This is a genomic window from Brevibacillus sp. BC25 (assembly GCF_000282075.1).
Taxonomy (GTDB): domain Bacteria; phylum Bacillota; class Bacilli; order Brevibacillales; family Brevibacillaceae; genus Brevibacillus.
Window position 1 is genome coordinate 41,535 of record NZ_AKIX01000130.1, and the last position, 23,125, is coordinate 64,659.

21 protein-coding genes are annotated in these 23,125 nt (G+C 46.0%); 16 read left to right on the forward strand and 5 right to left on the reverse strand.

Going from position 1 to position 23,125, the window contains the following annotated elements; translation table 11 throughout:
* Positions 1 to 47: 47 nt before the first annotated feature.
* The 9 genes from adhP to PMI05_RS28585 all read left to right on the forward strand — a co-directional run bounded on the left by adhP (position 48) and on the right by PMI05_RS28585 (position 12,109).
* On the forward strand, positions 48 to 1,061 hold the full coding sequence (gene adhP, locus PMI05_RS28550; RefSeq protein ID WP_007729533.1) for an alcohol dehydrogenase AdhP: 1,014 nt from the start codon (positions 48 to 50) through the stop codon (positions 1,059 to 1,061).
* A 312-nt stretch (positions 1,062 to 1,373) separates the two neighbouring features.
* Entirely contained in the window at positions 1,374 to 6,452 is a 5,079-nt protein-coding gene (locus tag PMI05_RS28555; RefSeq protein WP_007729535.1) for a polymorphic toxin type 30 domain-containing protein, read from the forward strand.
* 10 nt (positions 6,453 to 6,462) lie between these two features.
* Positions 6,463 to 6,900 (forward strand): hypothetical protein, encoded by a 438-nt coding sequence (locus tag PMI05_RS28560; protein ID WP_007729536.1) that lies wholly within the window; start codon positions 6,463 to 6,465, stop codon positions 6,898 to 6,900.
* A gap of 258 nt (positions 6,901 to 7,158) precedes the next feature.
* Positions 7,159 to 8,442, forward strand: coding sequence for a helix-turn-helix domain-containing protein (locus PMI05_RS28565; RefSeq protein ID WP_007729537.1), 1,284 nt, complete (start codon positions 7,159 to 7,161; stop codon positions 8,440 to 8,442).
* A gap of 3 nt (positions 8,443 to 8,445) precedes the next feature.
* Positions 8,446 to 8,568 (forward strand): hypothetical protein, encoded by a 123-nt coding sequence (locus PMI05_RS31715; protein ID WP_007729539.1) that lies wholly within the window; start codon positions 8,446 to 8,448, stop codon positions 8,566 to 8,568.
* 164 nt (positions 8,569 to 8,732) lie between these two features.
* Positions 8,733 to 8,966, forward strand: a complete 234-nt coding sequence (locus PMI05_RS28570; protein ID WP_007729541.1) for an HD domain-containing protein — start codon at positions 8,733 to 8,735, stop codon at positions 8,964 to 8,966.
* A gap of 115 nt (positions 8,967 to 9,081) precedes the next feature.
* Positions 9,082 to 9,555: a tripartite tricarboxylate transporter TctB family protein gene (locus PMI05_RS28575; protein ID WP_007729542.1), complete on the forward strand. Its 474-nt coding sequence runs from the start codon at positions 9,082 to 9,084 to the stop codon at positions 9,553 to 9,555.
* A gap of 18 nt (positions 9,556 to 9,573) precedes the next feature.
* Complete coding sequence (locus tag PMI05_RS28580; protein ID WP_081496892.1) at positions 9,574 to 11,100, forward strand: tripartite tricarboxylate transporter permease; 1,527 nt, start codon at positions 9,574 to 9,576, stop codon at positions 11,098 to 11,100.
* Positions 11,090 to 12,109, forward strand: a complete 1,020-nt coding sequence (locus PMI05_RS28585) for a tripartite tricarboxylate transporter substrate binding protein (protein WP_039961592.1) — start codon at positions 11,090 to 11,092, stop codon at positions 12,107 to 12,109. Before PMI05_RS28580 ends, PMI05_RS28585 begins: the two co-directional genes overlap by 11 nt.
* 56 nt (positions 12,110 to 12,165) lie before the next feature.
* On the opposite strand, the gene PMI05_RS28590 is transcribed toward PMI05_RS28585, so the two are convergent.
* Positions 12,166 to 12,639, reverse strand: coding sequence for a GNAT family N-acetyltransferase (locus PMI05_RS28590; protein ID WP_007729545.1), 474 nt, complete (start codon positions 12,637 to 12,639; stop codon positions 12,166 to 12,168).
* A gap of 23 nt (positions 12,640 to 12,662) precedes the next feature.
* Positions 12,663 to 13,022 carry a DUF418 domain-containing protein gene (locus tag PMI05_RS31875; RefSeq protein ID WP_369751256.1) on the reverse strand — a complete coding sequence of 120 codons (360 nt, stop codon included), beginning with the start codon at positions 13,020 to 13,022 and terminating at the stop codon, positions 12,663 to 12,665.
* A gap of 140 nt (positions 13,023 to 13,162) precedes the next feature.
* Here PMI05_RS31875 and PMI05_RS28595 point away from each other — a divergent pair, with 140 nt between their 5' ends.
* The 4 genes from PMI05_RS28595 to PMI05_RS28610 all read left to right on the forward strand — a co-directional run bounded on the left by PMI05_RS28595 (position 13,163) and on the right by PMI05_RS28610 (position 15,975).
* Entirely contained in the window at positions 13,163 to 13,933 is a 771-nt protein-coding gene (locus tag PMI05_RS28595) for a 3-hydroxyacyl-CoA dehydrogenase (protein ID WP_039961594.1), read from the forward strand.
* A 45-nt stretch (positions 13,934 to 13,978) separates the two neighbouring features.
* Positions 13,979 to 14,509 carry a MarR family winged helix-turn-helix transcriptional regulator gene (locus PMI05_RS28600; protein ID WP_007729549.1) on the forward strand — a complete coding sequence of 177 codons (531 nt, stop codon included), beginning with the start codon at positions 13,979 to 13,981 and terminating at the stop codon, positions 14,507 to 14,509.
* 96 nt (positions 14,510 to 14,605) lie between these two features.
* Positions 14,606 to 15,106, forward strand: coding sequence for a hypothetical protein (locus tag PMI05_RS28605; RefSeq protein WP_007729551.1), 501 nt, complete (start codon positions 14,606 to 14,608; stop codon positions 15,104 to 15,106).
* A 2-nt stretch (positions 15,107 to 15,108) separates the two neighbouring features.
* A complete protein-coding gene (locus PMI05_RS28610; protein WP_007729554.1) occupies positions 15,109 to 15,975 on the forward strand; it encodes an SDR family oxidoreductase in 867 nt (288 codons plus the stop codon).
* Here PMI05_RS28610 and PMI05_RS28615 read toward each other — a convergent pair.
* Positions 15,972 to 18,566 carry a LuxR C-terminal-related transcriptional regulator gene (locus PMI05_RS28615; protein WP_007729557.1) on the reverse strand — a complete coding sequence of 865 codons (2,595 nt, stop codon included), beginning with the start codon at positions 18,564 to 18,566 and terminating at the stop codon, positions 15,972 to 15,974. The two genes, PMI05_RS28610 and PMI05_RS28615, sit on opposite strands and share 4 nt — an antisense overlap.
* Before the next feature lie 238 nt (positions 18,567 to 18,804).
* Between PMI05_RS28615 and PMI05_RS28620 the strand changes: the two genes are divergently transcribed.
* Positions 18,805 to 19,869 carry a CapA family protein gene (locus PMI05_RS28620; protein ID WP_007729560.1) on the forward strand — a complete coding sequence of 355 codons (1,065 nt, stop codon included), beginning with the start codon at positions 18,805 to 18,807 and terminating at the stop codon, positions 19,867 to 19,869.
* Here the strand turns inward: PMI05_RS28620 and PMI05_RS28625 are convergent.
* Positions 19,856 to 20,272 carry a GNAT family N-acetyltransferase gene (locus PMI05_RS28625; protein ID WP_007729571.1) on the reverse strand — a complete coding sequence of 139 codons (417 nt, stop codon included), beginning with the start codon at positions 20,270 to 20,272 and terminating at the stop codon, positions 19,856 to 19,858. The two genes, PMI05_RS28620 and PMI05_RS28625, sit on opposite strands and share 14 nt — an antisense overlap.
* A 122-nt stretch (positions 20,273 to 20,394) precedes the next feature.
* On the opposite strand from PMI05_RS28625, the gene PMI05_RS28630 reads away from it, so the two are divergent.
* Complete coding sequence (locus PMI05_RS28630) at positions 20,395 to 21,777, forward strand: PLP-dependent aminotransferase family protein (RefSeq protein ID WP_007729574.1); 1,383 nt, start codon at positions 20,395 to 20,397, stop codon at positions 21,775 to 21,777.
* A 61-nt stretch (positions 21,778 to 21,838) separates the two neighbouring features.
* Complete coding sequence (locus PMI05_RS28635; protein WP_039961596.1) at positions 21,839 to 22,225, forward strand: VOC family protein; 387 nt, start codon at positions 21,839 to 21,841, stop codon at positions 22,223 to 22,225.
* Positions 22,226 to 22,736: 511 nt separating this feature from the next.
* Here the strand turns inward: PMI05_RS28635 and PMI05_RS28640 are convergent.
* Complete coding sequence (locus PMI05_RS28640) at positions 22,737 to 23,108, reverse strand: hypothetical protein (protein ID WP_007729580.1); 372 nt, start codon at positions 23,106 to 23,108, stop codon at positions 22,737 to 22,739.
* Positions 23,109 to 23,125 lie beyond the last annotated feature (17 nt).

Consider the following 23,125-nt stretch of genomic DNA (forward strand, 5'->3'; position numbering starts at 1 on the left):
GCCCTTTGCACACATGCCTGAAGGGGAAAAAGAGGAGGATGGTCAAGATGAAAGCAGCAGTGGTCAACGAGTTCCATCAAAAGCTGGAAGTAAAGGAAGTCGCTATTCCAGAGGTCGGACACGGTGAGGTTCTGGTAAAAATCAAAACGTGTGGTGTCTGCCATACAGACCTGCATGCGGCACACGGGGATTGGCCTGTGAAGCCAAAGCTGCCTTTGATTCCTGGACATGAGGGCGTAGGTGTTGTCGAAAAGCTGGGGGAAGGTGTTACCTCGCTGAAAATTGGTGATCGTGTAGGCATTCCGTGGTTATTCTCCGCTTGCGGCGAATGCGACTACTGCCTGACAGGGTGGGAGACACTGTGCATGCAACAGTTAAACGGGGGCTATTCCGCTGACGGTGCCTATGCTGAATATTGCGTAGCGCCTGCTGCTTACGTAGCACGCATTCCTGATGAGCTGGGCGATGTGGAAGCAGCGCCGATCCTGTGCGCAGGGGTAACCACGTATAAAGCATTGAAAGTAGCAAACGTGAAGCCGGGTGAATGGGTGGCAATCTACGGCATCGGCGGCTTGGGACATGTGGCTCTCCAATATGCCAAGGCGATGGGCTACAACGTCGTAGCGGTCGATATTCACAAGGAAAAGCTGGACTTGGCAAAAGAACTAGGGGCAGATGTGACAGTAAACGGTAGTGAGGTTGACCCGGTACAAGCCATTCAAGAGCAGGTGGGCGGTGTCCACGGGGCGATCAGTGTGGCAGTTACCAAGAAGGCATTTGAACAAGCATACAAATCCGTTCGACGCGGTGGTTCTCTCGTCGTTGTTGGCTTGCCGAATGCAGAGCTGCCCATCCCGATTTTTGACACGGTGTTGAATGGCGTGACGGTGAAAGGCTCCATTGTGGGGACGCGCAAGGATATGCAAGAAGCGCTTGATTTTGCAGCACGTGGCAAGGTTCGCGCGATCATCGAGACGCAGCCACTTGATCAGATCAACGAAGTATTGGAGCGTTTGGAAAAAGGTCAAATTAATGGTCGGGTTGTTTTGACGATGGAGTAGTTGAGGGATAGGTGAAGCTGTTGTCGGGCTATGCTTTTCGTAAGCATGGACAGGGCGACAGCTTTTTATTTTTATGAAGGATAGCCAACAATGGGTAATCACTAAAGAAGCAAAATAATAAATGAATAAGTGAAGTGAAGCAACGTAGTACGGCTATCTCATAAGGCTAATTATGGCCAAGGGATAGCCTTTCATTTTTTCTTAGTAACCTACAAAATTTGTAAAAAAAGAAAAAAGACCTATGTAAAAACATGGATATATAATCCAAAATTTATATGTTATGTAAAAAACAGGGATAATGGAGGCGTTTTTTTGAAGAAGTACCTAAGAATATTTTTAGCATTCGTTCTATTATTAACAGGTTCAGCTCCAATAAGCTATCTTCCAAATGCGGTGCAAAGAGTGTCTGCGTCTAGTTTACAAGAGGTGAATCTCTCAAGTTCTGAAGAAGAGAAGGTTGATCAAAAAGTAAAATCATTATTGGCATCTCATGAAAAAGTGGAATTACGAGTCGGGGAATCGACAAACGTTCGTATCTTTAGTGACTCCTATAGCAACAGTAGTGATGTTACTCAAGAGGTTTCTTGGAACCCCAAAAAGAAAGATATTGTATCTATTAAAAACGGAGAGTTTACTGCAACAGCTATTGGTTCAACTTTGGTAACTGTTCAGTATGGAGAACAAGAATTAAAAATTCCAGTTCAAGTATCACCTAACCCAGAGAATCTAGAGATTAAGGCAAGTGAAAATGAAGGAAGCGCCATTATAAGTTGGGGAGATATGGATGCTTCTAGTTATACAGTGAAGCGAGGAGAAAATAAGAGAAAGTACGAAGTTCTTACGGCTGATCTTAAGAAGAACACTTTTTCTGATGATACAGTCAAATCAGATATAACCTATTACTATATGGTTGAAGCACACTTATCTAATAGAGATATCGTTGTTTCAAAGCCAGTAAAAATCAAAATGAAAAAAAGACAGAATGACTTTACATTAGAAACTGATTCTACTAGCCTTGACTTTCAAGTCGGTGAATCTAAATCAATAGAAATAATTGCGAAGTTTACAGATGGTACGACTAGAGATGTAAGCACCAAGATAAAATGGAAAGTCGAAGATGAGAGTATTGTTTCGATAACCAACGAAAAGATAGAAGCAATGAATGCAGGGAAAACGAGGATCATCGGCTTTTACAATCAAAAAGAAATCCAGCTAGAAATATCGGTTGGTACCGATGAATCTATTCACCTTAGTGCGCAACAAGAAAACGAAGAAATCCGGTTGACTTGGAGTGAATGGTCAGAAAACTCAAAGTATATTGTACAACGTCGAGTTGGTAATGAAGACTTCGAACAAATAACGGATGAATTGTGGGCAACAAATTATAAGGATACCTCATTACAAAAGGGAGCCACTCATGAGTATAGAATTATTGGGCTTGGCACCGACGGATCACAAACTTTATCAAATGTAACTACTGTACAGATACATCAGGATGAACCTACATTAATTCCTTCTCTTCAAAAAGTAGCTTTACATGTAGGTGGTGAAAAACAAGTAACCGTTGAGCTTCAAAATCCAGATGGCACAATGAAAGACGTTACAAACGAGGTTCTTTGGAAGGTAAAAGACGAAACGATAATTAGTGTTAGTAATGGAAAGATAACCGCACATGCTGAAGGAACAACACTGATTAGAGCTTTCTATGAAGACAAGATGACAGATATTGAGATTTCAGTAGCAGATTCTCAAAAACGTATTCATCTTGACGTAACTCCTACTGCGGATGGAAATGCTCTTAGTTGGAATAGTGAAGACAAGATTACGAGTTATAGCGTAAAAATGCGTAGGAGCAATCCCAAAAGTTATGAAGAGATAATTTCAAAACTAACGGAAACCTCCTATGTAGATCATTCCATTGATCAAAATTCTGATGAATCTAGATACTATGTAGTAATGGGTATGACTGAAACCGGTGAAAGGGTTATCTCGAATGAGGTAGAAATTACTCCAAAAAGGGATGCATTGAATTCTGTTCTCCCAGAGGAGATCAAACCATTAAGATCACCTGGTCCTGTCGAAGATACAATCGGAGCTTCAGGGTATAACTGGTACTCTATTACATTACAAGAGAATCATACGTTAAGCGTATTTACACCAGATCTTCAGGGGAGTGGGACCTCTAAAGACATTTACAGTGATCCAACTCAACCATCGTTAGCTTACACAACAAAGAATACCTTAACGTATACACCCAAAACCACCGGTACTTACTATATTAAAATAAAGGGCAGCAGTGGACAAAAAATTACGATATCTGCTGGTGATGGATCTAGCTTTGAGCAACCATATGCAATCGTTTTTGATAAAGACGATAAAAAGAGTATAGGAAAATTCTCAAGTCCTGGTAACGATAGTATCTACTTTGCTGCGGAGTTGACAGAGGGATATAACTATCACATTTGGGGAGACCCATTAGCTAAAGGCTGGGTCTTGTACGATAGCACACAACGAGAGGTTTTATCTGGTACTACTGCACGTACTGATATCAAGGTTGATAAAAGTGGAACATACTACATCAAATTGTTAACCGGTGAGAATGCAGGGGAGCACCAATACTATATTCTCAAATCTATCCCTCTATCCGTATCTACGCCTCAAACCTATACCATTGGACCTGAAAAGAAAATATGGTATCAAGTGAAAGCAAAAGCGAACCATACCTTAAGAGTTTATACGCCAGGTTTGAGTGGTTTTGGTACCGGTAAGTACTTATACGATGATCCGAACAAAGCTGCTCTAAAAACGGTTTCTTTAGACACTCTTACTTTTATTCCTGCGGAAACAAGTACCTATTTTGTAGTAATTTCGGGGAGTAGCGGAAAGACATTTTCTATCACAGCTGGTGATGGATCTGATCTTAACCAAGCATATTCAGTTTCTTTGGATGGGATAAAAGGAACGATTGCTACTTTTTCCACTCCAGGTAATGATAGTATCTTCTTTCGGGCTGAATTAAAAGCTGGATTCAATTATCATCTTTGGGGGAAGGGTTCCTCTCCGCTTGAAGGCTGGGTCTTGTATGATAGTGCAAGAAAAGAAATCCTATCCGATACTACTTCACGTATGGATGTAAGGATCGAGACGAGTGGAACGTACTATATCAAGATGCTAACTGGAGGAACTGGTGGAGAAAATAAGTATGAATGGCTCGTATCCACACCAGTATCGTTACCAGGTCCTCAGACAGATACTTTTGGCTCATCTAAAGACATTTGGTACATTGTAAAGGCACAAGCAAATCAAACTATCAAAGTAGTGCAAAAAGGACTCAGTTGGACAGGATCACTAACACTTTTAGATGACCCAAATGGTTCAAAAATTGTATCTTCTTCGGGTGATACTCTTACTTATACTCCCTTGAATTCGGGGATATATTTTATTCGGATAACCGATCAGAATGCAGCTCCCGGTAATGTGGTTACGATCAATATAGAAGGGGTAGAACCATGGCAGCCCCCCTCTATATCGCCATCTCCTAACCCAGACCCTGAAAATATTGAAATTTTGAAAGAAAATGAGCCTTTAGATGTAACGGCAAACTCTGGTAAGAGCTTGTACTACAAGTTTACTCCTTCAGTTTCTGGGAACTATCGATTTTTTACCAGCCCATATAAGAACGAAGGACCCGAAAACGATACTTACCTTCAATTATATTCTGATGATTCGTTCACAACATTATTGGCAGAAAACGATAACGTTCCGGATGGTCCATATGGAAAGCTCTTCTCGAAGCTTGAATATAATCTGAGTGCAGGTACGACTCACTATTTAAAATTAGGCGCTACTAATGGAAGCCTAAATACACGTATAACAGTTGAAACTGTGGATGCCGATAGTGCAAGAGAAGGAGCAATTCCATCTGAGTGGGACGAGATATATAGTGATAGATTGTCCTCCAGGTTTGATGTGGATTACTATCGCTTGAATCTAAAAGAAGCCGCACAGATTCATTTGTTCGTCTCAGCAAATGCTATAACATTAGAAGATGAGTCTGGCAAATCGATTCAAACGTTCTACCCTGATGAACCAGAGACAATCTTCTTTGCAAATCAACCTGGTACTTACTTTGCAAAAGTTCAGTATCATGAAAACGCATCAGAAAATACTACTAAAGCATTGCTTACTTTACCAGATAGCCGCGGTTATCAAACTACTCATAAAGAAATAAAGTTAAGCCCGTCCTATGCTGTTATTGATGCAACACCAGGATTTAAAAAAAGTGCTACATTCAGATGGACATTTAAAAGTCCACATGAAACAACATATATTCAAATATTTAACGATAAAAAAGAAAAAGTATACGAACAAATTAGAAAGAACGTGAAAGCCGAGGAGCAATTTTTTGAATGGGATGGGATTGTTTCTGCACAGTTTGGTAGCTTTGCACAATCAGGTCGTTATAAAGTAAAGATCGTAACAGCTGATTTCCCGCAGTGGCCAATCCATGCAGATGTAGTTATCAAAAATACAGTCGATCTTGAACAATTTGAATTGGTGCAGTTACTAAATAAACTAAACAACACAATTCCAAGTGAAAAAATAAGTAGAATGCAAGAATATTTAAGGAAAATTGGGTTTTATGAAGGGGATATTACTGGAGTTTATGACAGTGAATTATTGATGGGTGTAGTTTCATATCAAGTCATTCTCAACAAGTGGAGTACCCATGTTGCAAAAGATGTTTATGAGCGAAACATGGGTTACTTGCAGGAAGATGGTATAATCACTGATCGCTTGTTAGGTTATGCTTATGCAGATGCATCACTAGGACATAATAGATATGGAGAAACAGTTGAAATCTTCCTTATTGGAGATGCGGTAATTGTTGCCGAAGCAGCTGGATGGGTAGTGGGTACAGTAGTTAGTGGCACTATTGTCTATCTAAGAGGCAGTGAGTTTGTAAAGCGTGCATTCACTTACTTAAAAAGTGAACGTGGAAGCATCATTATTGGTAATGTTGCGAAGTTAGGAACAGGACGTGTTGGAGATTTTACTGGAATACGTGGAACTACAGTAGATGATATTATATCAAGAGTTCCAGCTTATGCAGAAAGACGCGAATTAATTCCGGTAAAAGGGAAGGTAGAAGCCGGTTTTGAATACAAATGGATTCAAAATGAAGAGACATGGCGAGTGAGAGTTCATGGACCCGATCCAACAGCTATAGGAAGTAATGCAAGAAATAATTGGATTGTTAGAGTTCAAAAAGGAAAAAAGTCCTTGGATTCTAACGGAAATTGGCATACAGGTGGAATTTACAAAAAAGAAAGCCCCTATTATAGTGAAGAGATTATTAATGACACTCACATACCTATTCAAACTCCTTAGGAGGAATAATATGATCGACGTCACATTTCTGAAAAGGTTAATCCTAAATAGAAATAAAGATCTAGATCTCAAATTAGATGAAATTGGTGATTTGCTTGAGTATGGAACACTCAATAGGAATGAAGTTATAAAATTTACAGAGTATGCCTTAGTTCTTGCGATTGCCGAAGAAAACACTGCTGTAAAAGAAAGTTTGTTTCGGATACTTCTTAATGCAGTAACATTTCAAGACGTAGCAGATAAAGTTGAATGGGATAAATTAGCAAACGCACTTCCATCACTTCATGACCCTATTTTAGATTATGCATTAACCATAATTGGTTTTTCAAAAAACCAAAAATTTATCAATGTAATTGAACCTTACTTAAATTCTCCGACTGATTATATTAGGGAGACTGCGGCCGAAGCATTGGTGGAAATCAATTACGACCCCGAAAAATCGCAGTAAGGAATCTTGGGTACTTGTGTAAGGAATGGATTCCACATTCAGTAAACCAAGTGCTCTATTCGCATAAAGGCTACATCCACTCAAAATTGGATGTAGCCTTTTATGTTGTCAAGTATAGGTATGATCGATCCATTTTTTCTTCCTTCACTCTATTAAAAAGTGTAATCTATTTAAAAATGATTCAAATCGATTATATCATTCGTGGGTGATTGTGCTATCATATCCATAAAAAGGAATCATCAGGAGGGTGTATTTGCTGTGATTTCAGAGGGAAAGACCTTTGGGGGCATATTACGAGTATATCGAAATAGAGCAAACTTAACACTGACTGAGTTATCAGAAAGAACAGGTGTAGCTTCTGGAACCATTAGTAAGATAGAATCCGATGCTTTTACTTTACCAAATATGCAGCATGTAATGAAACTGGCAAAAGTACTGGATATTCCACTTTATACAGCGATCGTACCCTATTTACATAAAATTAAGCGCGAAGCGACACTTCGGACTCTATTAGAGACCGTGATGCAAGAGAAGAATGTGGTTCTTACCAACAAAGTAGCTTTGCAATTGCTAAATTGTCCCAAAAGCAATACATTTCTTTCTTTAGACTATCTGTATCAAACCGCAGGAACGGAAGGGAATGAAGAACTGCGCTTGGCTCTTTATGACGTGATCTGTGACTACTCACGTGAGCATGGAATTCCTCTGTATCTGGCAAGATCGCTTTTCCAACGATATATGATTCGACGTGAAAATCTAAGCCAATTAGATCAAACCTATGTAGAGGGCAAGGAGCTATTACATTACACGTCCTATCTGCATATCAATGAGCGAGTTTTGACCTACTATAAATTTTCCTTCCATGCATTGCGTCTTGGATTTTATTCAGATTGTATTCATCTGTGTAAACAAGGACTTGAAATCGACCATAGTCAGAGTGAGCAAAAAGCAGCAGCGATCCTTGCGATCATCATTTCCTATTTTGAGCTGGAAGACTACACATTGGGACATTTTTATCTGGAGAGATACGAAATGTTCGATTATCCCGAAGTACATAAACATGCCAGACATATTCGGGGGAAACTATACGGAAAGACAGGGAAATTTGATAAGGCCATTCCGGTATTACAAGAATGTCTTGCGCAACAATCACAAGATGACAAGATTGTGATCGCGAATGATTTGTTGGAGATTTATATACAGGTTGGAGAAGAAACGAAAATCCGAGAACTATTTTTGGCTGAAGCATCTATCTTGCCGAAGAGTCTCACTACTCCGAATCAATACAATCAATTGGGACTGTATTTTCGAACGAAGGGCATCTTTTGCATTCAAAATAATGAAGTAGACTTAGGAATCGAGAGTCTTGTGGAAAGCGTGAATTACTATCGCGCAATCAATGAGATAAAACAAGCAGATAAGAGTCTTAGCGTTCTTTTTGAATTCTATGTGTCACAGAAAAAAAATCTTCCATTTGATATACTCCATAAATTGGTAAACGTGTATAATGGAAGTAATCATAGAAACAAACAGGAGGTATAGGTCATGAAGAAATGGATATTGTCTTTATGTATGTTAACCGCCTTCATTACATTACCAGTTTTAGTAGAACAACCAGCCAAGCAAACAGCTCCGATTATACAATATGGTTGGCCGGAGCCTTGGTAATCATCTGAATAATACGATCAATGCCCTCCAATTGGAGGGCATTTGTTATACTTGCCAAACTGACCACAACAGTCGGAAGACAACATTTTTACTTGAGTAATTCGTTATAATTAATTATAACTAGTTATATATAGTTATAATTGGTGTGGAGGTAGCGGATAGAGATGGTGACGACGACGATGGTCAATTCGCAAAAATTATGGATGGTGGTTAAGCGGATGGAGCCTCATTTGATCCGCAATCAGGCCAATATGGAGAAGCTTTTGAAAATGCTGATGATCCATGATGTTTCGAACGGCGATATCAAAGAGCTTTGGAGCGAGTTCGAAAGAAATGAGACGTATGAAGCGAAAGTCGCCCATGCTATTATTCGTCTGATCGACCAAATAGAAATCTAGCTGACTACCATATGCTGTGTCCCATGCGGACTGGCTATGGTAGTTTTTTTGCTTTCGCACACAATGGGCGCATGAGCCATAGGCTGATGGTAGCTTTTTTACTGAGGTGATACACATGAGACGCCCGGATAATCAGCCAGATTTTATCGGTGCCCTTCTAAGTATGATCCTTGGAGTCTGCATATCGTTCGAGGCCTATCGTCTGGAGGCATTTTCGACGTCGTTGTACGTAGGGGATCACACGCTGCCTGCGATTCTTGGCTTATTGTTTTTCATGCTCGGAGGTGTGCTGCTAGTTCAATCATTCCGTGTGACGGAGGAAGCCTCTTCGCCAAATCCCGGACCGCTTCTTCCTGGAAAAAGGTTGCGCCTGCTGCTTTGCTTTTCATTCTTGTTGCTGTATGTCTGGCTGCTCGGCGCGATCGGTTACACAATGGCTACGTTCTTTGTCTCCTTTGCTTTTTTTATACTGATCGGCAGCTACCGGTGGCGTACGTCCATTGTGTACTCCGTCCTTTTGACAGGGGGTCTGTATGTGGTGTTCATCTACTCGCTGCATATCACACTGCCTGGAGGAGATTTGTTTTAGAGCACGCATTTTTAGGAGGTGCTGATCATCGAGACGTTCCAACTATTACTGGCTGGTTTTGCTTCAGCCCTTACCCCGGAGCATTTGCTCATGGCAGCACTCGGCGCTCTTATTGGCACCTTTGTAGGTGTATTGCCCGGTCTGGGTCCCACTTCTGCCATCGCGATTCTGCTTCCGGTGACAGCCGTACTGGAGCCGACACAAGGCATGATCATGCTGGCAGGTATTTATTACGGTGCCATGTACGGTGGCTCGACGACGGCGATTCTGCTCAATATCCCGGGGGAGCTATCGTCAGTCCCCACGTGTCTGGATGGCTATCCGCTCGCGAAAAAAGGGAGAGGTGGGCCGGCATTGGGGATATCCGCATTGGCTTCGTTTGGTGCAGGGGTACTCGGGGTAATCGGACTCGTTTTTTTCGCTCCCATTCTGGCAGATCAAGCGTTAAAATTCGGACCGCCTGAATATTTTGCGCTGATGATTTTGGCTCTCACGCTGATGGTCAGCCTATCGGGAGGATCATTGGTCAAATCGTTTTTGATGGGGGCATTCGGCTATTCGCTCGCTCTAGTTGGGCTCGGACCATCCTCTGGCATGCCGCGCTTTGATTACGGCGTCCCTGCATTGGTCGGCGGTTTTGACATGATTAGCATCATTATCGGGTTGTTTGCGATTACGGAAGTCCTCAAAGGGATTGATGAAAAACGCACAGCTACCCTGATTGGCAAGCCAGGCAGTGTCTACCCGAAAAAGGAAGACTTGAGAGTAAGTGCCGGGCCTATGCTGAGGGGAGGGATTATCGGCTTTTTTCTTGGATTGCTGCCGGGCTGTTCGGCTGCGATCACGTCGTTTTTGGCGTACGATATGGAAAAAAAACTATCGAAGCATCCCGAGAAGTTCGGTCAGGGAACAATCGAAGGGGTGGCGGCACCAGAAGCAGCGAATAATGCGACCAGCAGTGCGGGCTTCATCCCGCTGTTTTCTCTCGGGATTCCTTCCTCACCGCCATTGGCGATTTTGTTGGCAGGCTTGATGATCTACGGATTGACGCCAGGCCCCGTTTTGTTTGAACAAAATGCGGGCTTTGTCTGGACGGTCATCGCCTCGATGTTCGTGGGGAATGCGATGCTTCTCGTGCTGAACCTCCCGATGGTATGGGTGTGGGTCAAATTGACGAGGGTACCATATGGCATCATGGCTCCGATCATCCTAATGTTCTGCACGATTGGGGCATACAGTGTGCGGAACAGTATGTTTGATGTGTGGGTAGCGTTTTTGTTTGGCGGACTTGGGTATGTCTTTTCCAAATATAAGTGGCCAGTTGTTCCGCTGGTTTTGTGCTTCATTCTGGGACCTCTTCTGGAAGAATCCTTCATTCAAACGATGGCAATGGGCTCAGGTGATCTCAGCATTGTTTTGTTTCGGCCTTTATCGTTGACCATCTTGCTGGCAGCAGGAGCACTCTTGATCATCTCCATGATGTTGAACCGCCGGACACAGCAACGGTTGAAAGAAGAGCGAAACCGGGGAGTAGATGTCGCGTAGGGAGGAAGAGTCATTGAAAGGGTATAAACAATGGGCGGCTGTCATGATGTCGTTGCTTTTGGCGGCAGCCGTTAGCGCATGTGGAAATCAAGGTACCGAGTCGGCCTATCCATCGAAGCAGGTGGAGTATATCGTGCCGTATTCTGCCGGGGGAGGAGTCGATCTCGTGGCCAGAGCGGCAGCTGATTATTTGAGCAAGGAATGGGGGCAGCCCATCGTCGTCGTCAACAAGGCGGGAGGTGGTGGGGCAGTTGGAGCGGAGTATGCTCTAAAGCAAGCCAAAAACGATGGTTACACAGCGCTTGCTGTCAATGTTTCCAATACGACGATGCTCGCTGCTGGGATGAAAACGCCGCCGATTACAAACGAGGATCAAATCTATACGGCCAGGATTGGCAAAGGAACGCTTGCTTTTGCAGTAAAAGCCGACGCGCCTTGGAAAGATTTCGCCGAATTTTCCGCGTGGGTGCGCGCGAATCCTGAGCAGTTAACATGGACTTCTGTAGGTCCAGCAGGTTTTTCCGCTTTTGGGGTAGCGGAGTGGCTAGATGTGATTGGAGCTGACTTTGCCAAGACGAGAATGATTGTGACAAAAGGAGCCTCCGATTCCGTCCCGAAAATCGCTGGAGGGCACGCGATTTTGGCGGTACATACAGTGGGGGAGATCATGCCGATGTTGCAAGCGGGTAAGGTCAAAATCCTCGCCGTATCCGGTGACACGCGAAGTCCGTTCCTGCCTGACATCCCTACTGCGGGGGAGCAAGGGATTCAAGGCTTGTCGGTTTTCTGGTGGACGGGAGTGTCTTTTGCCAAAGGAACGCCAGACTCAGTTATTCGCAAATGGGAAGAAGCGATTGCCAAGATGGAAAAGGACCCAGCCTTTTTGCAAAAACTGAGTGAAATCCAAGTGGAGCCGGCATATGCGGCTAGTGAAGCATTTACGAAGGAAACACAGGCAGAAACGACGTACTACTTGGAATTGGCGACCAAGAAGGGCATTCGAAAATAGGGGCGACGAAATAAAAAAAGGAGAATGGCCTGTAGCCGTTCTCCTTTTCCATCTATCTATTTAGGTATCCGTTTTTCGTACCTGAATTTATAAAAACCATTCATTACGTTCGGCTCAGTCTCGCCGATCTTTTTGTAACCGCATTTCTCGTAAAAGTGCTGGTTGCGTACGGCTTCATAGCCGGTATCGAGCGTCCACTTCTTGATGTGTGGATAGGCGGCCTCCATGAACTGCATGGTTTGGCTTCCGATACGCAAGTTTTGCTTATCAGGATCGACATAGATGATCCCCAGCTCCAAATGCTCATGATCGACTGGAATGAGGCAAAAACCGCCAACGATCTGGTCATCCAGCAAGATCGTATAGTAATGGGCCTTTTGCATGAACAAAATATGCTGGTCAGGCTGGTCATGTCCGGCAGGGCCCTCTCCGTACTTTTGGACTTCTTCTGCGAAGCAGCGAGTGGCAATTTTGGTGAGTTGCTCCGCGTTCGCGGGGACAGCCTTTTTGAAAAAAACCATAGGACTCATGAGATCATCTCCAGTTCGTCTGACTACTTCGAAATTGATGTATGTATGATTAGCAAAATTCTCCTATATAGCAGACGGATGAACCCACAGAATGGTAACCCACTTATTTTTCTCATTAAGCTCTCCAACGGTCCCCTCTCGAACCAACGTCTCCATAATAGTGTGAGTACAATGGAAAAGAGGAAGAAGCCTACGGCGTAGAGCATCGCAAAATCGAGACCAATGACTCTGGTAGAAGACACTTTCATCCGGGTTCTTTCCTCTCTACTTTCTATATGCTTATCGGTAAGTAAAATGCAATGGGATGGATTGTAAATAGCAAGCCCTAAAATGCTGGAGATGGATAAGCACAACTGTCCTTTGCCCGGACACTGATGTCTCATACCTGTCTGGATTTGAGAATGTCGAGACTGCTTGTCACTTGTAAAAAATCACGTTCGACAAGGGGGGATTCGGTTGGTATCCAACTTGCAGAGCTTCTTTCTGAATGCGGATGCAATTGTAGAGGAAGGGAGAGAATGGCTTGGATATGCGGGAAGTGGTTGCCATTGTATCGGGTGGTGCTTCCGGTTTGGGAGAAGCCGCTGTGAGGAATGTAGTTCAACACGGGGGAAAAGTAGCCATTCTTGATTTGACGGTGGAAAAGGGGCAAGCGCTGGCGAATGAGTTGGGGCGCGAAAATGCTTTGTTCGTGCATACGGATGTCGTGAGTGAGGCGAGTGTACGAGAGGCAATCGATCAGGCTGCTGGCACATTCGGTACGATTCACGCAGCGGTCAACTGTGCGGGGATCGGTTTGGCACAGAAAACGCTGTCGCGAAGCGGTCCACATTCACTGGAATCCTTCAGCAAAGTCATTTCAGTCAATCTGATCGGTACTTTTAATGTCATTCGGTTGGCGGTGGAGCAAATGGCAGGAAACGAGCCGAACCAACAGGGGGAGCGAGGTGTCATCATCAATACCGCATCGGTGGCGGCTTTTGAAGGGCAGGTAGGGCAGGTTGCCTACAGCGCCTCCAAGGGCGGAATCGTAAGCATGACGCTGCCGCTAGCAAGAGACCTGGCTTCGTATGGCATACGCGTGATGGCGATTGCACCGGGGCTATTTGACACGCCGATGTTCGATCAGCTCCCGCGCTCTGAAAAAACGGCGTTGGGTGCGACTGTTCCTTTTCCTCCTCGCATGGGTGATCCGCTAGAATACGCGATGCTCGTGAACAGCATCATCACCAATCCGATGTTGAATGGAGAAACGATCCGACTGGATGGGGCAATCAGGATGGCACCGAAATAGAGAAGACGTGTTGACAGAAAAGTAGTTAGGTGCCATACTATATCCATGACAAACCATTCAAACGGAAGAAAACAAGAAGACGCGATCCCATCGCTTGTTCAATCGCAGCGCCAGATTGATCAGTATGGACTCGATGTTGATGCGCAAGCTGTACTCGTCGCTGCCAGGCTGATGGAGGCAGGAGCAAAGCTTGGGCATGCGGCCGAAATACATTTTGCCAGATTCGGCTTGTCTACGGGACGATATCGGTTATTGGCAGACCTTGAAGATAACGGTGGGGAAGTGCTGCCGTCACAATTGGCAGAGCATCTGGGGGTAACACGTGCTACTGTTACTGGTCTGATCGACATCCTGGAGCGCGATGGCCTTGTTTCACGACGAGCGAGTTCAAAAGATGGCAGGCAAAAATCGGTCATTTTAACGGAGCTCGGGGCAAGCAAGCTGCGTGAAATGGCGCCTGAGCACTTTGCGAGATTGGAAGCGATGGTCGGATTGCTCAATACCCAGGAGCGCAGTGTGTTTCTCGACCTGCTGGGCCGCGTAACACAAGGCATCTCGGCACTGACAGATGAATAGTAAGCAGGAAAGCGGGCTAGGCAGCTAGCCCATTTTCATCCTTATATAGTTAGGTTCCTAATTATTTTTCGGAAAAAGGGAAAGGAGGTGAAAAACATGCATGACCCTGCAAAATCGGAAGGTGTTTATCCGATCAAGAGGGCACGTTCCGAACGAAAATCGTTTGTTTTATGGCGTGAAGTAATCATGGCTTATTTGTCTCCTGCGATCATGGCGAGCATAGGAGGATGGATCACCGCTGACAAAGGGCTGCAAATAGGGGCATTGACCACGATTGGCGGAACATCCGCATTGATTGCCGCACTCCTTGGGCAATGGTTACAGAGTCACGGTATACATAAACGCTGGGTCACCCGCACGCCTCATTTGGCGCTGGTAGCGGTTATGGGGATGACAATGGCAGTGATTGGTCTACTGGTAGCATGGCTAACAACGGAGTTACTCGTCATCTTTAGTCCAGGTGAATCGTTGGCTTGGCTAAGTCGTGTCTGGATCGACTTCCCGCTGTCAGCGATAATCGCCAGTACGTTAATCACATGGCGGTGGCGTAGTGCCATCAACCATGATTATCAAAATAGGAATTACGGAGGAGATTGAAAATGATCGTAGTCATGGGAGCAACAGGAACCATAGGTAGTGCACTTTTGAAACGATTGATAGAGCTTGGTGTTCCAACCCGAGCATTGAGCAGAACGCCAGAAAAACTTCAGATGCTAATGGGAGAGAGGGCAGCATCTACGGTGGAAGTCGCAGCAGCGGAAGCTTCTGACCCTGAATCGTTGCGTCGGGCGTTTGCAGGGGCGAATCAGCTCTTCCTTTCCCTTTCAAACAGTCCCAATCAGGTCGAGCTGGAAACATCGATGATTCGCATTGCAGCTGAGGCTGGGATCCAACACATTGTGAAAATATCCAGTCCAGCCTACGACGAAAAGGTGCCAGTCGCCGTAGCGGGATGGCACCAAGAAATCGAGAGCGCTTTATCAGAATCGGGTATGAAAAGTACCGTGCTACGACCGTACGCCTTTATGCAAAATCTGCTCCGCTTTGCACCGACGATCCAGTCGCAACATGTTTTCTTTGGCACGATGGGCGAAACAGCATGCAACTTTATCGATTGCCGGGATATCGCCGATGTTGCCGCAGAGGCATTGACCCATTCCGAAAAGGCAGGTCGTGTATACACACTGACTGGTTCTGAGGTTCTCAGCTATCCACAAATTGCGAGCAAGCTGTCCGAGCTGCTCAACCGCCCGATTACGTACATCAACAAGGATAGCGAAGCACTCCGACATGATCTGATGGAGTACGGAAATATGCCGGAGTGGCTCGCCAGTCATGTCGTTGAAATTCAAGCTATGTCCGTAGCGATCCCGGAAAAGCCGACAGACGATGTATTGCGTGTCCTCGGCAGAGAGCCTCGCAAGCTGGACGCTTTTCTGCATGAACATATTGAAAAGTTCCGTTAATCAACAGGACTATTTTCTAGCAGTGAAATTTCTTGGGCTTTCAGAAGAGCTTGTGTGCGATTGGTGACACCGAGCTTGCCATAGATCCGATGCAAATACACCTTGACCGTCCCGAGCGTATTCCCTAGCTCATCGGCAATCACCTTGTTGGATGCTCCTTCGGCCAGCATGGAAAGGATGATCATTTCCTTTCCAGTTAACGGCTCGATTAAAGGAGCTTTTCTTTTCTCCATTTTCTTAGGGAAAAGGGATAGCAGTTGATTGACATACGCAGCCGATACGGATGGAGCAGGTTGTTGGGATCGTTTTCTCATTCGTTGTTGGTAATCGTGCAAGAGGTGAGACATCGCCGTTCCCTCGTCTAGAAAGCTACGGAAGTAGATGTTGTTTCCGCCAATCAAGAGTGCTTCGTGGAGGAAAGCCAGCGCTTCTTTTTTGTTGCCGCACTGCTGGTGGGCGAGTGCTTGCAGAATGGCGATGTCTACCTGACTGATCAATAGCTCCTCACGAATGCTGGATGGCTTTAGGATCGCTAAAATACGCAAGGCTTCCTGTTCCTGCCGCTCGGCGAGCAGCAAACGGACATAGGTCAAAACCTCTAATTCTCTCTGGATGCTAGGCTGATTCAAAATGGAAGGGGGAAGCTTGGACAACTCCGCTTTCGCCAAAGCGATGTCGCCTTCCTGGATCGCGATGTGTGCGAGAAATGCTTGTAACGGGCTGAACCAATACGAAGAACCCCAGCTTGCGACCGTCTCCCGTGTCTCTGAAATGATTTTTCGTGCCGCAACAAAATTTCCCTCGACTAGCTTGTGCTTGGAGTAAGTAAGCGCATAGGGGACGAGCAGGCCAGGTATTTGCTTTTGCAATGCGACGAAACGAATTCGCTGAAGATGATCGAGGCTTTCTTCCAGCCTGTTCTCCTCATACAGCCCTTCCGCCAGCGCCTGAATGGTGTACAGGTTGATCAAAGAATCCTTCCAGCCATGAGCTTCGAGTATGCTAGAGAAATGCTTGCCGACAGCCTCTGTCTGATCGGACAGCATCCCTTTTAAGCCGAATCGCGTACGGCGAATATACGGCTCAGTCGTGTTGTAATTAAAATGGTAAAACAACGGGCTCTCTGGCAGCTCACCACTTAACTGTGATGAACTGGCAATCCAGCTCTCAAAATCTCCAGTTGCAAACACTAGATTCGCTCGCACAAAAAACAGCCCGCTCAAAAACTGTTGATGCTCCGTCGAGTCTTCTAGGCTCGCAGCGCTTTGCTCCAATTGGGTGAGGGCAACCTCTGCCCGATCCGTAAAACCGCAAGCAACCAAAAGGAACACATAGATCAGCCGAAAAAGTGGTGAGAAATAGTTCGCGTGATCAGGGATGCTGTCCAGCGTTCTGAGAAAGCTGGAAAACTCGCCGCGTTGGAGCAGTATCGGAATATGTTGCGCAAGGAAACTTACAGCCAGCGTGTAATCGGCAGCGGCAATCGCATGTTCGATCGCTTCGTCCATCATTCCACGCTCCGCATAGCTCTCACTGGCTAGCCGGTGCAGCTCACGTGCTTCTCCGGGAGCTGTCTGCTCCAATTGACTGCGTAAAAAATCGGCAAACAAGTGATGGTACCGATACCACGTCCCGTAATCATCCAGCGGGATTAGGAAAATGTTTTGGCGGTGCAAGTTGGTTAGCATTTGTTGGCATTGGGGCAGGCCAGTCAGAGCGTGGCACACGTGAGCGTCCATTCTCGCCAGCACAGAGGTTTTGAGCAAGAAGCTGCGCTCCTCTTCTGGGAGTCGCATGATCACTTCATGAAACAAATACTCCGAAATATTGCGATGAGAGCCAGTGAATCCGGCAAAAAATTGATCGTAGTTCTCCATATTCACGAGTGAAATAGCAGCGAGCTGCAAGCCGGCGACCCATCCCTCCGTGCTTTTCACCAGCTGCTCGATTTGCATTTCGGTCAGAGGTAAATCGTGAACCTGCCGGTAAAAGCTATCCGTCTCTTGATGACTGAAAAGAAATTGTCCCGACTCAATGTGACATACTTCATGGCGTACGTTCCATTTGACTGTAGAAAAAGGCAACGTGTTGCGACTGGCGATGTACAGATGGACGTGACTCGGGACATATTCCAGAAAATAAGCAAGACTGTTGTGAATCGTCACATCCGAGATCACGTGGTAGTCATCGAGAATGATAGCAAGAGGCTGTGTTGTAGAAGCAAGTTCATTGAGCAGGGAATCGATGAAGGTAAAGATCGAGGTATGACTGGTCGCCTTCATGGCTGGTTCCATTCGTTCGGAGAGTTCTGTGAAGTCAGATTCAGCCAGCGTAAATACGATGTATCTCCAAAAGCGAATCAGGTCATTATCCATCTCATCGAGTGAGAGCCATACAGTGGTACCGCCGTACTGATGAGCCCATTGACTGAGCAAGGTCGTTTTTCCGTAACCGGCTGGAGCGTATAGTGTGGTTAGTCGGCATTGCAGACCAGCGTCCATTTTTTGTAGCAGTCGGCTCCTATGAACGCTATTCGACCGAACGGCGGGCATAGCTGTTTTGGTTTTCAGCATAATGGAATGATGGAGCATATTTGTACCGTCCTATGTATTAGAATCTTATTTGTCCATTATACTTGTTATCAGCAAAAATCGACATTTGGAAAAATGAGGAATATTTTGACTCAAGGAGTAGGCCCTAAACCGCCATCTTTTTCATGCCCGTCACTTTTCGGCGAGAAATTTCCACGGAAGCCAGACATACTTCAACAGGCTTCACATCCCGCGGCTTCTAGAATGGAAGCAAAAAAGAGAAGTGGGCGAAAGAGGCATGAAGATTAGACGATGGAAACACGCTGTAATCGTGGTAGCTGCATTGATGTTCTGTGTTGCGATGGGAACGGAATCTGGCGCCTTCCGGGCGAGCAGCGAAGGGGATTTGCAGGAACAGGATTCCATTCAGGTAGCGTTTGTCGGGGATATGATATTGGATAAGAGCGTTGGGAATCAGATCGGACGGTACGGCGTAGATTATCCGTTTCAAAAAACAGCGGATTTTCTCAAGCAGGCAGACCTGACGATTGGCAATCTGGAGACACCAGTCAGTACGCGGGGACGTCCGGAGAAAAAGGAATATACCTATCGAGCGAAGCCAGAGTCGTTGAAGGGGCTCGTGAACGCGGGCTTCGACGTGGTCAATCTGGCAAATAATCATTCGCTGGATTACGGAATGGACGCGCTCTATGACACGATGGAGCATCTGAAAAAGGCGAAGATCGGTTACGTGGGGGGAGGGAAAAACGAAGGAGAAGCATTCGCACCCTACATCCAAACGATCAAGGGGAAGCGCGTGGCAGTCATCGGGATTAGCCGTGTCCTTCCAAATGAGCGTTGGTATGCGCGAAAAAACAAGCCAGGTCTCGCACATGCCTACTCGTATGAGCCGATGCTGTCCCATGTAAAAAAGGCAGTGGCGGAGTCAGACATTACGATTGCAGTCATGCACTGGAATCGGGAATATAAGGATTACCCAGAACCATATGCGCGTGAGATGGCGAAAAAGCTGATCGACAGCGGTGTGGATGCCATTGTCGGATCGCACAGCCATTCGATCATGGGCGTCGAGTTTTATAAAAAGGTGCCGATCTACTACAGCGTAGGGAATTTTGTGTTTACCACCTCGCGCAATCCGAAAGGTCGCGAAGCCATGATGGTCCAACTGACCTTTTCAAAAGACGGGAGCAAGAGCCGCGTGATCCCAGTGAAGCTCACGAACGGTCAGCCTGCTCCGATGGACGAGAAAAACAAAAAGAGGATCATCGACAAGCTCAACCGCATTTCCTACGGGGCGAGCATAGACGAACAGGGGGGCGTAAGCGAGTCTAAGCCTCAATAATAAGTCGCCGCATCATTTCTCTTCGTGTGAAACCATACTGTTCGTATAAGCCATGAGCATCCCGAGTAGCGAGTATCATGCTCGTATGACGGATGTCTGGATGTTCCACCATCGCCTCCATGAGCCATTTGCTCAATCCCTTACCTCGATGCTTTGGGTCGACGAAGACATCACACACCCAGGAAATCGTCGCGTAATCACTCACGACCCGGACGAACCCAGCCTGTCCATCCTCACTATACAAGCCAAAGCAGAGTGAATTTTCGATACTTTTTATAATCATTTCCTTGGAGCGTTCTGACGCCCAATACGTTGTCGACAGCCAAGCGCTGATGCGTTCGACATCGAGTAAAGCTTTCTCATCACTCATTTTGTAAGGCAGTGTCGCGTGTCTTGCTTCCATCTGTATCCCTCCGTATTTATATTTACTCTTTTGCTTACGATTCACTATACTCAAGGGACTAGGGCGCATAAAGGAGAGAAAAGTGAATCTGTACCCACACAGATGACGGGGGAGTGAAAGGGATGAAGAATAAATACGAAGTGGTGAAAGACAGCATCAAGGAGCAGCTTCGCACCCATACAATCAAGCCAGGGGAGAAGCTGCCGTCGATTCGTACTGCATCCGAGCGTTGGTCATGCAGTTTGAATACGGCGATACGGGCGTATCAAGAGCTGGAGAAGGAGCACATGATTTATTCCATTCCCAAAAGCGGTTATTACGCGGTCCTTCGCCCTCTTCAGAGAGCGAGTTTTCCAGAGGAGCGAATTGACTTTACCGCAGCCAGCCCCGACGCAGAAGTCATGCCATTCAAAGATTTCCAGCATTGTCTAAACCGTGCGATTGAATTGTATGAGGATCAGTTGTTCTCCTATTCGGACCCTCAGGGCTTTTTTTCTTTGCGACGGGCATTGGAGAGCCATCTCGCCCAATCACAAGTGTTTGCATCCCCTTCGCAAATTTGCGTCGTTTCGGGAGCTCAGCAAGCGCTGCATCTGCTCGCCTCCATGCCGTTTCCAAATGGAAAGAGTGCAGTGCTAGTCGAACAGCCCACCTTTCACGGCATGCTGCGTTCACTCGAGCTACTGGGAGTTACCGTTCTAGGCATCCAGCGGACTGCGGCAGGCATCGATATGGATGAGCTGGAGCGGCATTTCCGCAACAACCAAATCAAGTTTTTCTACACGGTTCCCCGGTTTCACAATCCGTTGGGGACAAGCTATACAACGGAGCAAAAGAAACAAATCGCCAAGCTGGCTCAGCGCTACGATGTATACATCGTCGAGGATGACTATCTGGCGGACATGGAAACCAGTCTGAAGGCAGACCCGATCTACAGCTACGATCAATCAGGTCGAGTCCTGTACGTCAAAAGCTTTTCTAAGATCATGCTGCCCGGACTTCGATTGGCGACAGTCGTCCTGCCCCCTTCCGTGATGGAAACATTCCGGTTGTTTAAAGCATCGTGTGATTCCAGTACGGCTGTCTTGTCTCAGGCGGCCTTGGAGCTGTATTTGAATAGTGGGATGTACGACCATCATGCTGCCCTTGTCCGGGAGCGTTATCGCCTGCGGATGGAGACAATGGCCGAGTGTTGCCAGCGCTATCTTCCCCCGCAGCTTCACGCACAGATCGGAACAGGCGGGATTTTTTCGAGAGTGCTACTTCCCGATGAGCTGGACGCCCAAGATATCATCGCGGCATTGCACCAGCAAAACGTGCGGATCATGTCCACGAACCAGAGCTATTTGCCTACCTTCCCTCGTGAAAACGGCTTGCGAATTAGCATTATCCAAACAGATGCAGATAAGATAGAGAGAGGGATCGCCCTGTTAGCGGAGACGGCTACTGGACTTTTGCAGAAGAAAAGAAAAGAGGGGCAGTGGCGGATCATCGATTGGATCTAGTGGTTATGTATACTTGAGGAATGGGCAGAATGGAGACGTATATCATCACGAAAAGGAGTGATTGTCAGTGCAAGCTATCACTACGTTTTTCATGTTCCATGGACAAGCGGAAGAAGCGATGAAGTTTTACACTTCTATTTTTGATCGCTCAGAAATCAAGCAGGTCATGCATCACGAGAATGGACAAGTCCTGCACGCTACCTTTACATTAAAAGACCAGACCTTCATGTGTATCGACAATACGAACGGTGACTATCATGCCTTTACTCCGGCGATTTCGTTGTTTGTTGACTGCGATACAGAGGAAGAGGTTGATCGGGTTTTTGGACAGCTTTCTTCGGATGGACAAGTACTCATGCCGCTTGGACAATATCCGTTCAGTGAAAAGTTCGGATGGGTTCAAGATCGTTACGGATTATCATGGCAGATTAATTTACCGAAAAGATGATATTTGAAAAGCCGGTACACCTCGAGGTACCGGCTCTTTATGTTTATAAACGTTGCTGTAGTGGGGGGAAGAAGCGAATTTCCAGTCTACGCTTCGGCCTACGCCCCGCAAGGGGTATCACTGTCCGCTTCGGAATAAATGGCGGGAGCGCTTCAAACGTAGAAGTTTCGAGGAGGTCATTCATAAGTGAAGCTGAAATTCCCCGCCATTTTTTCCGAAGCTGGGGCGGGCTCCAGAGGCGCTTGGACTGGAAATTCGCTTCTTCCTGCGTAGCTATTCGTTAAATCATTGAAAGTGGTTCTAAGATGTTTTATTCCAATTGTCTTGACTTTCAAAAGCTCCCCTGTGTTAACTTGCAAAACGTTTTAAACCCACGAAAGAATCCACAGCTGTCCGGAAGCACTGTCACATGTTTGGAAGGAGACCGCCCGAACGTAGAGAGGATACAGGCGACTGGAAAACATGTGGCAGGGCTTCACCCGACCACAACCGATGGAATATATCTTTTTGTCTACATCGTCATCAACTGACGAAAACTACGACGATAGCTCCACAGCAAATACACTTCCAAAATCGCGACAATCAGTCCCATAGCGAGCATATCGGGATCGACAAACAGGTGGAACGTCAAGATGTTGACAGCAAGAGGAGCGGTGGCGGTTAGAGCCAGTGGGACGAAGCGGTTAGTCAGGAATAGCAATCCACAGATGATTTCGACGGTTTTGACCAGAACTAGCAAATACCCTTGTAGAATCTCCATGGCAGCAGGACTGGTTGGAAAGATAGGCTCGAATCCAAATAAGACAATGTAGCCATTCACACCTGCTCCAAGCAAAATCAATCCAAGGATGATACGGGCGAATACGGGCAAAGTCCGTGTCATCAGGCATCACTTCCTTG

What these genes read in the sequence shown, in the direction of transcription:
- adhP (WP_007729533.1), top strand. Translation starts at nt 48, where the DNA reads ATGAAAGCAGCAGTGGTCAACGAGTTCCATCAAAAGCTGGAAGTAAAG.
- PMI05_RS31875 (WP_369751256.1), bottom strand. Translation starts at nt 13,022, where the DNA reads ATGAGACATCAGTGTCCGGGCAAAGGACAGTTGTGCTTATCCATCTCC.
- PMI05_RS28575 (WP_007729542.1), top strand. Translation starts at nt 9,082, where the DNA reads ATGAGACGCCCGGATAATCAGCCAGATTTTATCGGTGCCCTTCTAAGT.
- PMI05_RS28615 (WP_007729557.1), bottom strand. Translation starts at nt 18,566, where the DNA reads ATGCTCCATCATTCCATTATGCTGAAAACCAAAACAGCTATGCCCGCC.
- PMI05_RS28600 (WP_007729549.1), top strand. Translation starts at nt 13,979, where the DNA reads ATGACAAACCATTCAAACGGAAGAAAACAAGAAGACGCGATCCCATCG.
- PMI05_RS28640 (WP_007729580.1), bottom strand. Translation starts at nt 23,108, where the DNA reads ATGACACGGACTTTGCCCGTATTCGCCCGTATCATCCTTGGATTGATT.
- PMI05_RS28570 (WP_007729541.1), top strand. Translation starts at nt 8,733, where the DNA reads ATGGTGACGACGACGATGGTCAATTCGCAAAAATTATGGATGGTGGTT.
- PMI05_RS28560 (WP_007729536.1), top strand. Translation starts at nt 6,463, where the DNA reads ATGATCGACGTCACATTTCTGAAAAGGTTAATCCTAAATAGAAATAAA.
- PMI05_RS28620 (WP_007729560.1), top strand. Translation starts at nt 18,805, where the DNA reads ATGAAGATTAGACGATGGAAACACGCTGTAATCGTGGTAGCTGCATTG.
- PMI05_RS28625 (WP_007729571.1), bottom strand. Translation starts at nt 20,272, where the DNA reads ATGGAAGCAAGACACGCGACACTGCCTTACAAAATGAGTGATGAGAAA.
- PMI05_RS28605 (WP_007729551.1), top strand. Translation starts at nt 14,606, where the DNA reads ATGCATGACCCTGCAAAATCGGAAGGTGTTTATCCGATCAAGAGGGCA.
- PMI05_RS28590 (WP_007729545.1), bottom strand. Translation starts at nt 12,639, where the DNA reads ATGAGTCCTATGGTTTTTTTCAAAAAGGCTGTCCCCGCGAACGCGGAG.
- PMI05_RS31715 (WP_007729539.1), top strand. Translation starts at nt 8,446, where the DNA reads ATGAAGAAATGGATATTGTCTTTATGTATGTTAACCGCCTTCATTACA.
- PMI05_RS28585 (WP_039961592.1), top strand. Translation starts at nt 11,090, where the DNA reads ATGTCGCGTAGGGAGGAAGAGTCATTGAAAGGGTATAAACAATGGGCG.
- PMI05_RS28610 (WP_007729554.1), top strand. Translation starts at nt 15,109, where the DNA reads ATGATCGTAGTCATGGGAGCAACAGGAACCATAGGTAGTGCACTTTTG.
- PMI05_RS28630 (WP_007729574.1), top strand. Translation starts at nt 20,395, where the DNA reads ATGAAGAATAAATACGAAGTGGTGAAAGACAGCATCAAGGAGCAGCTT.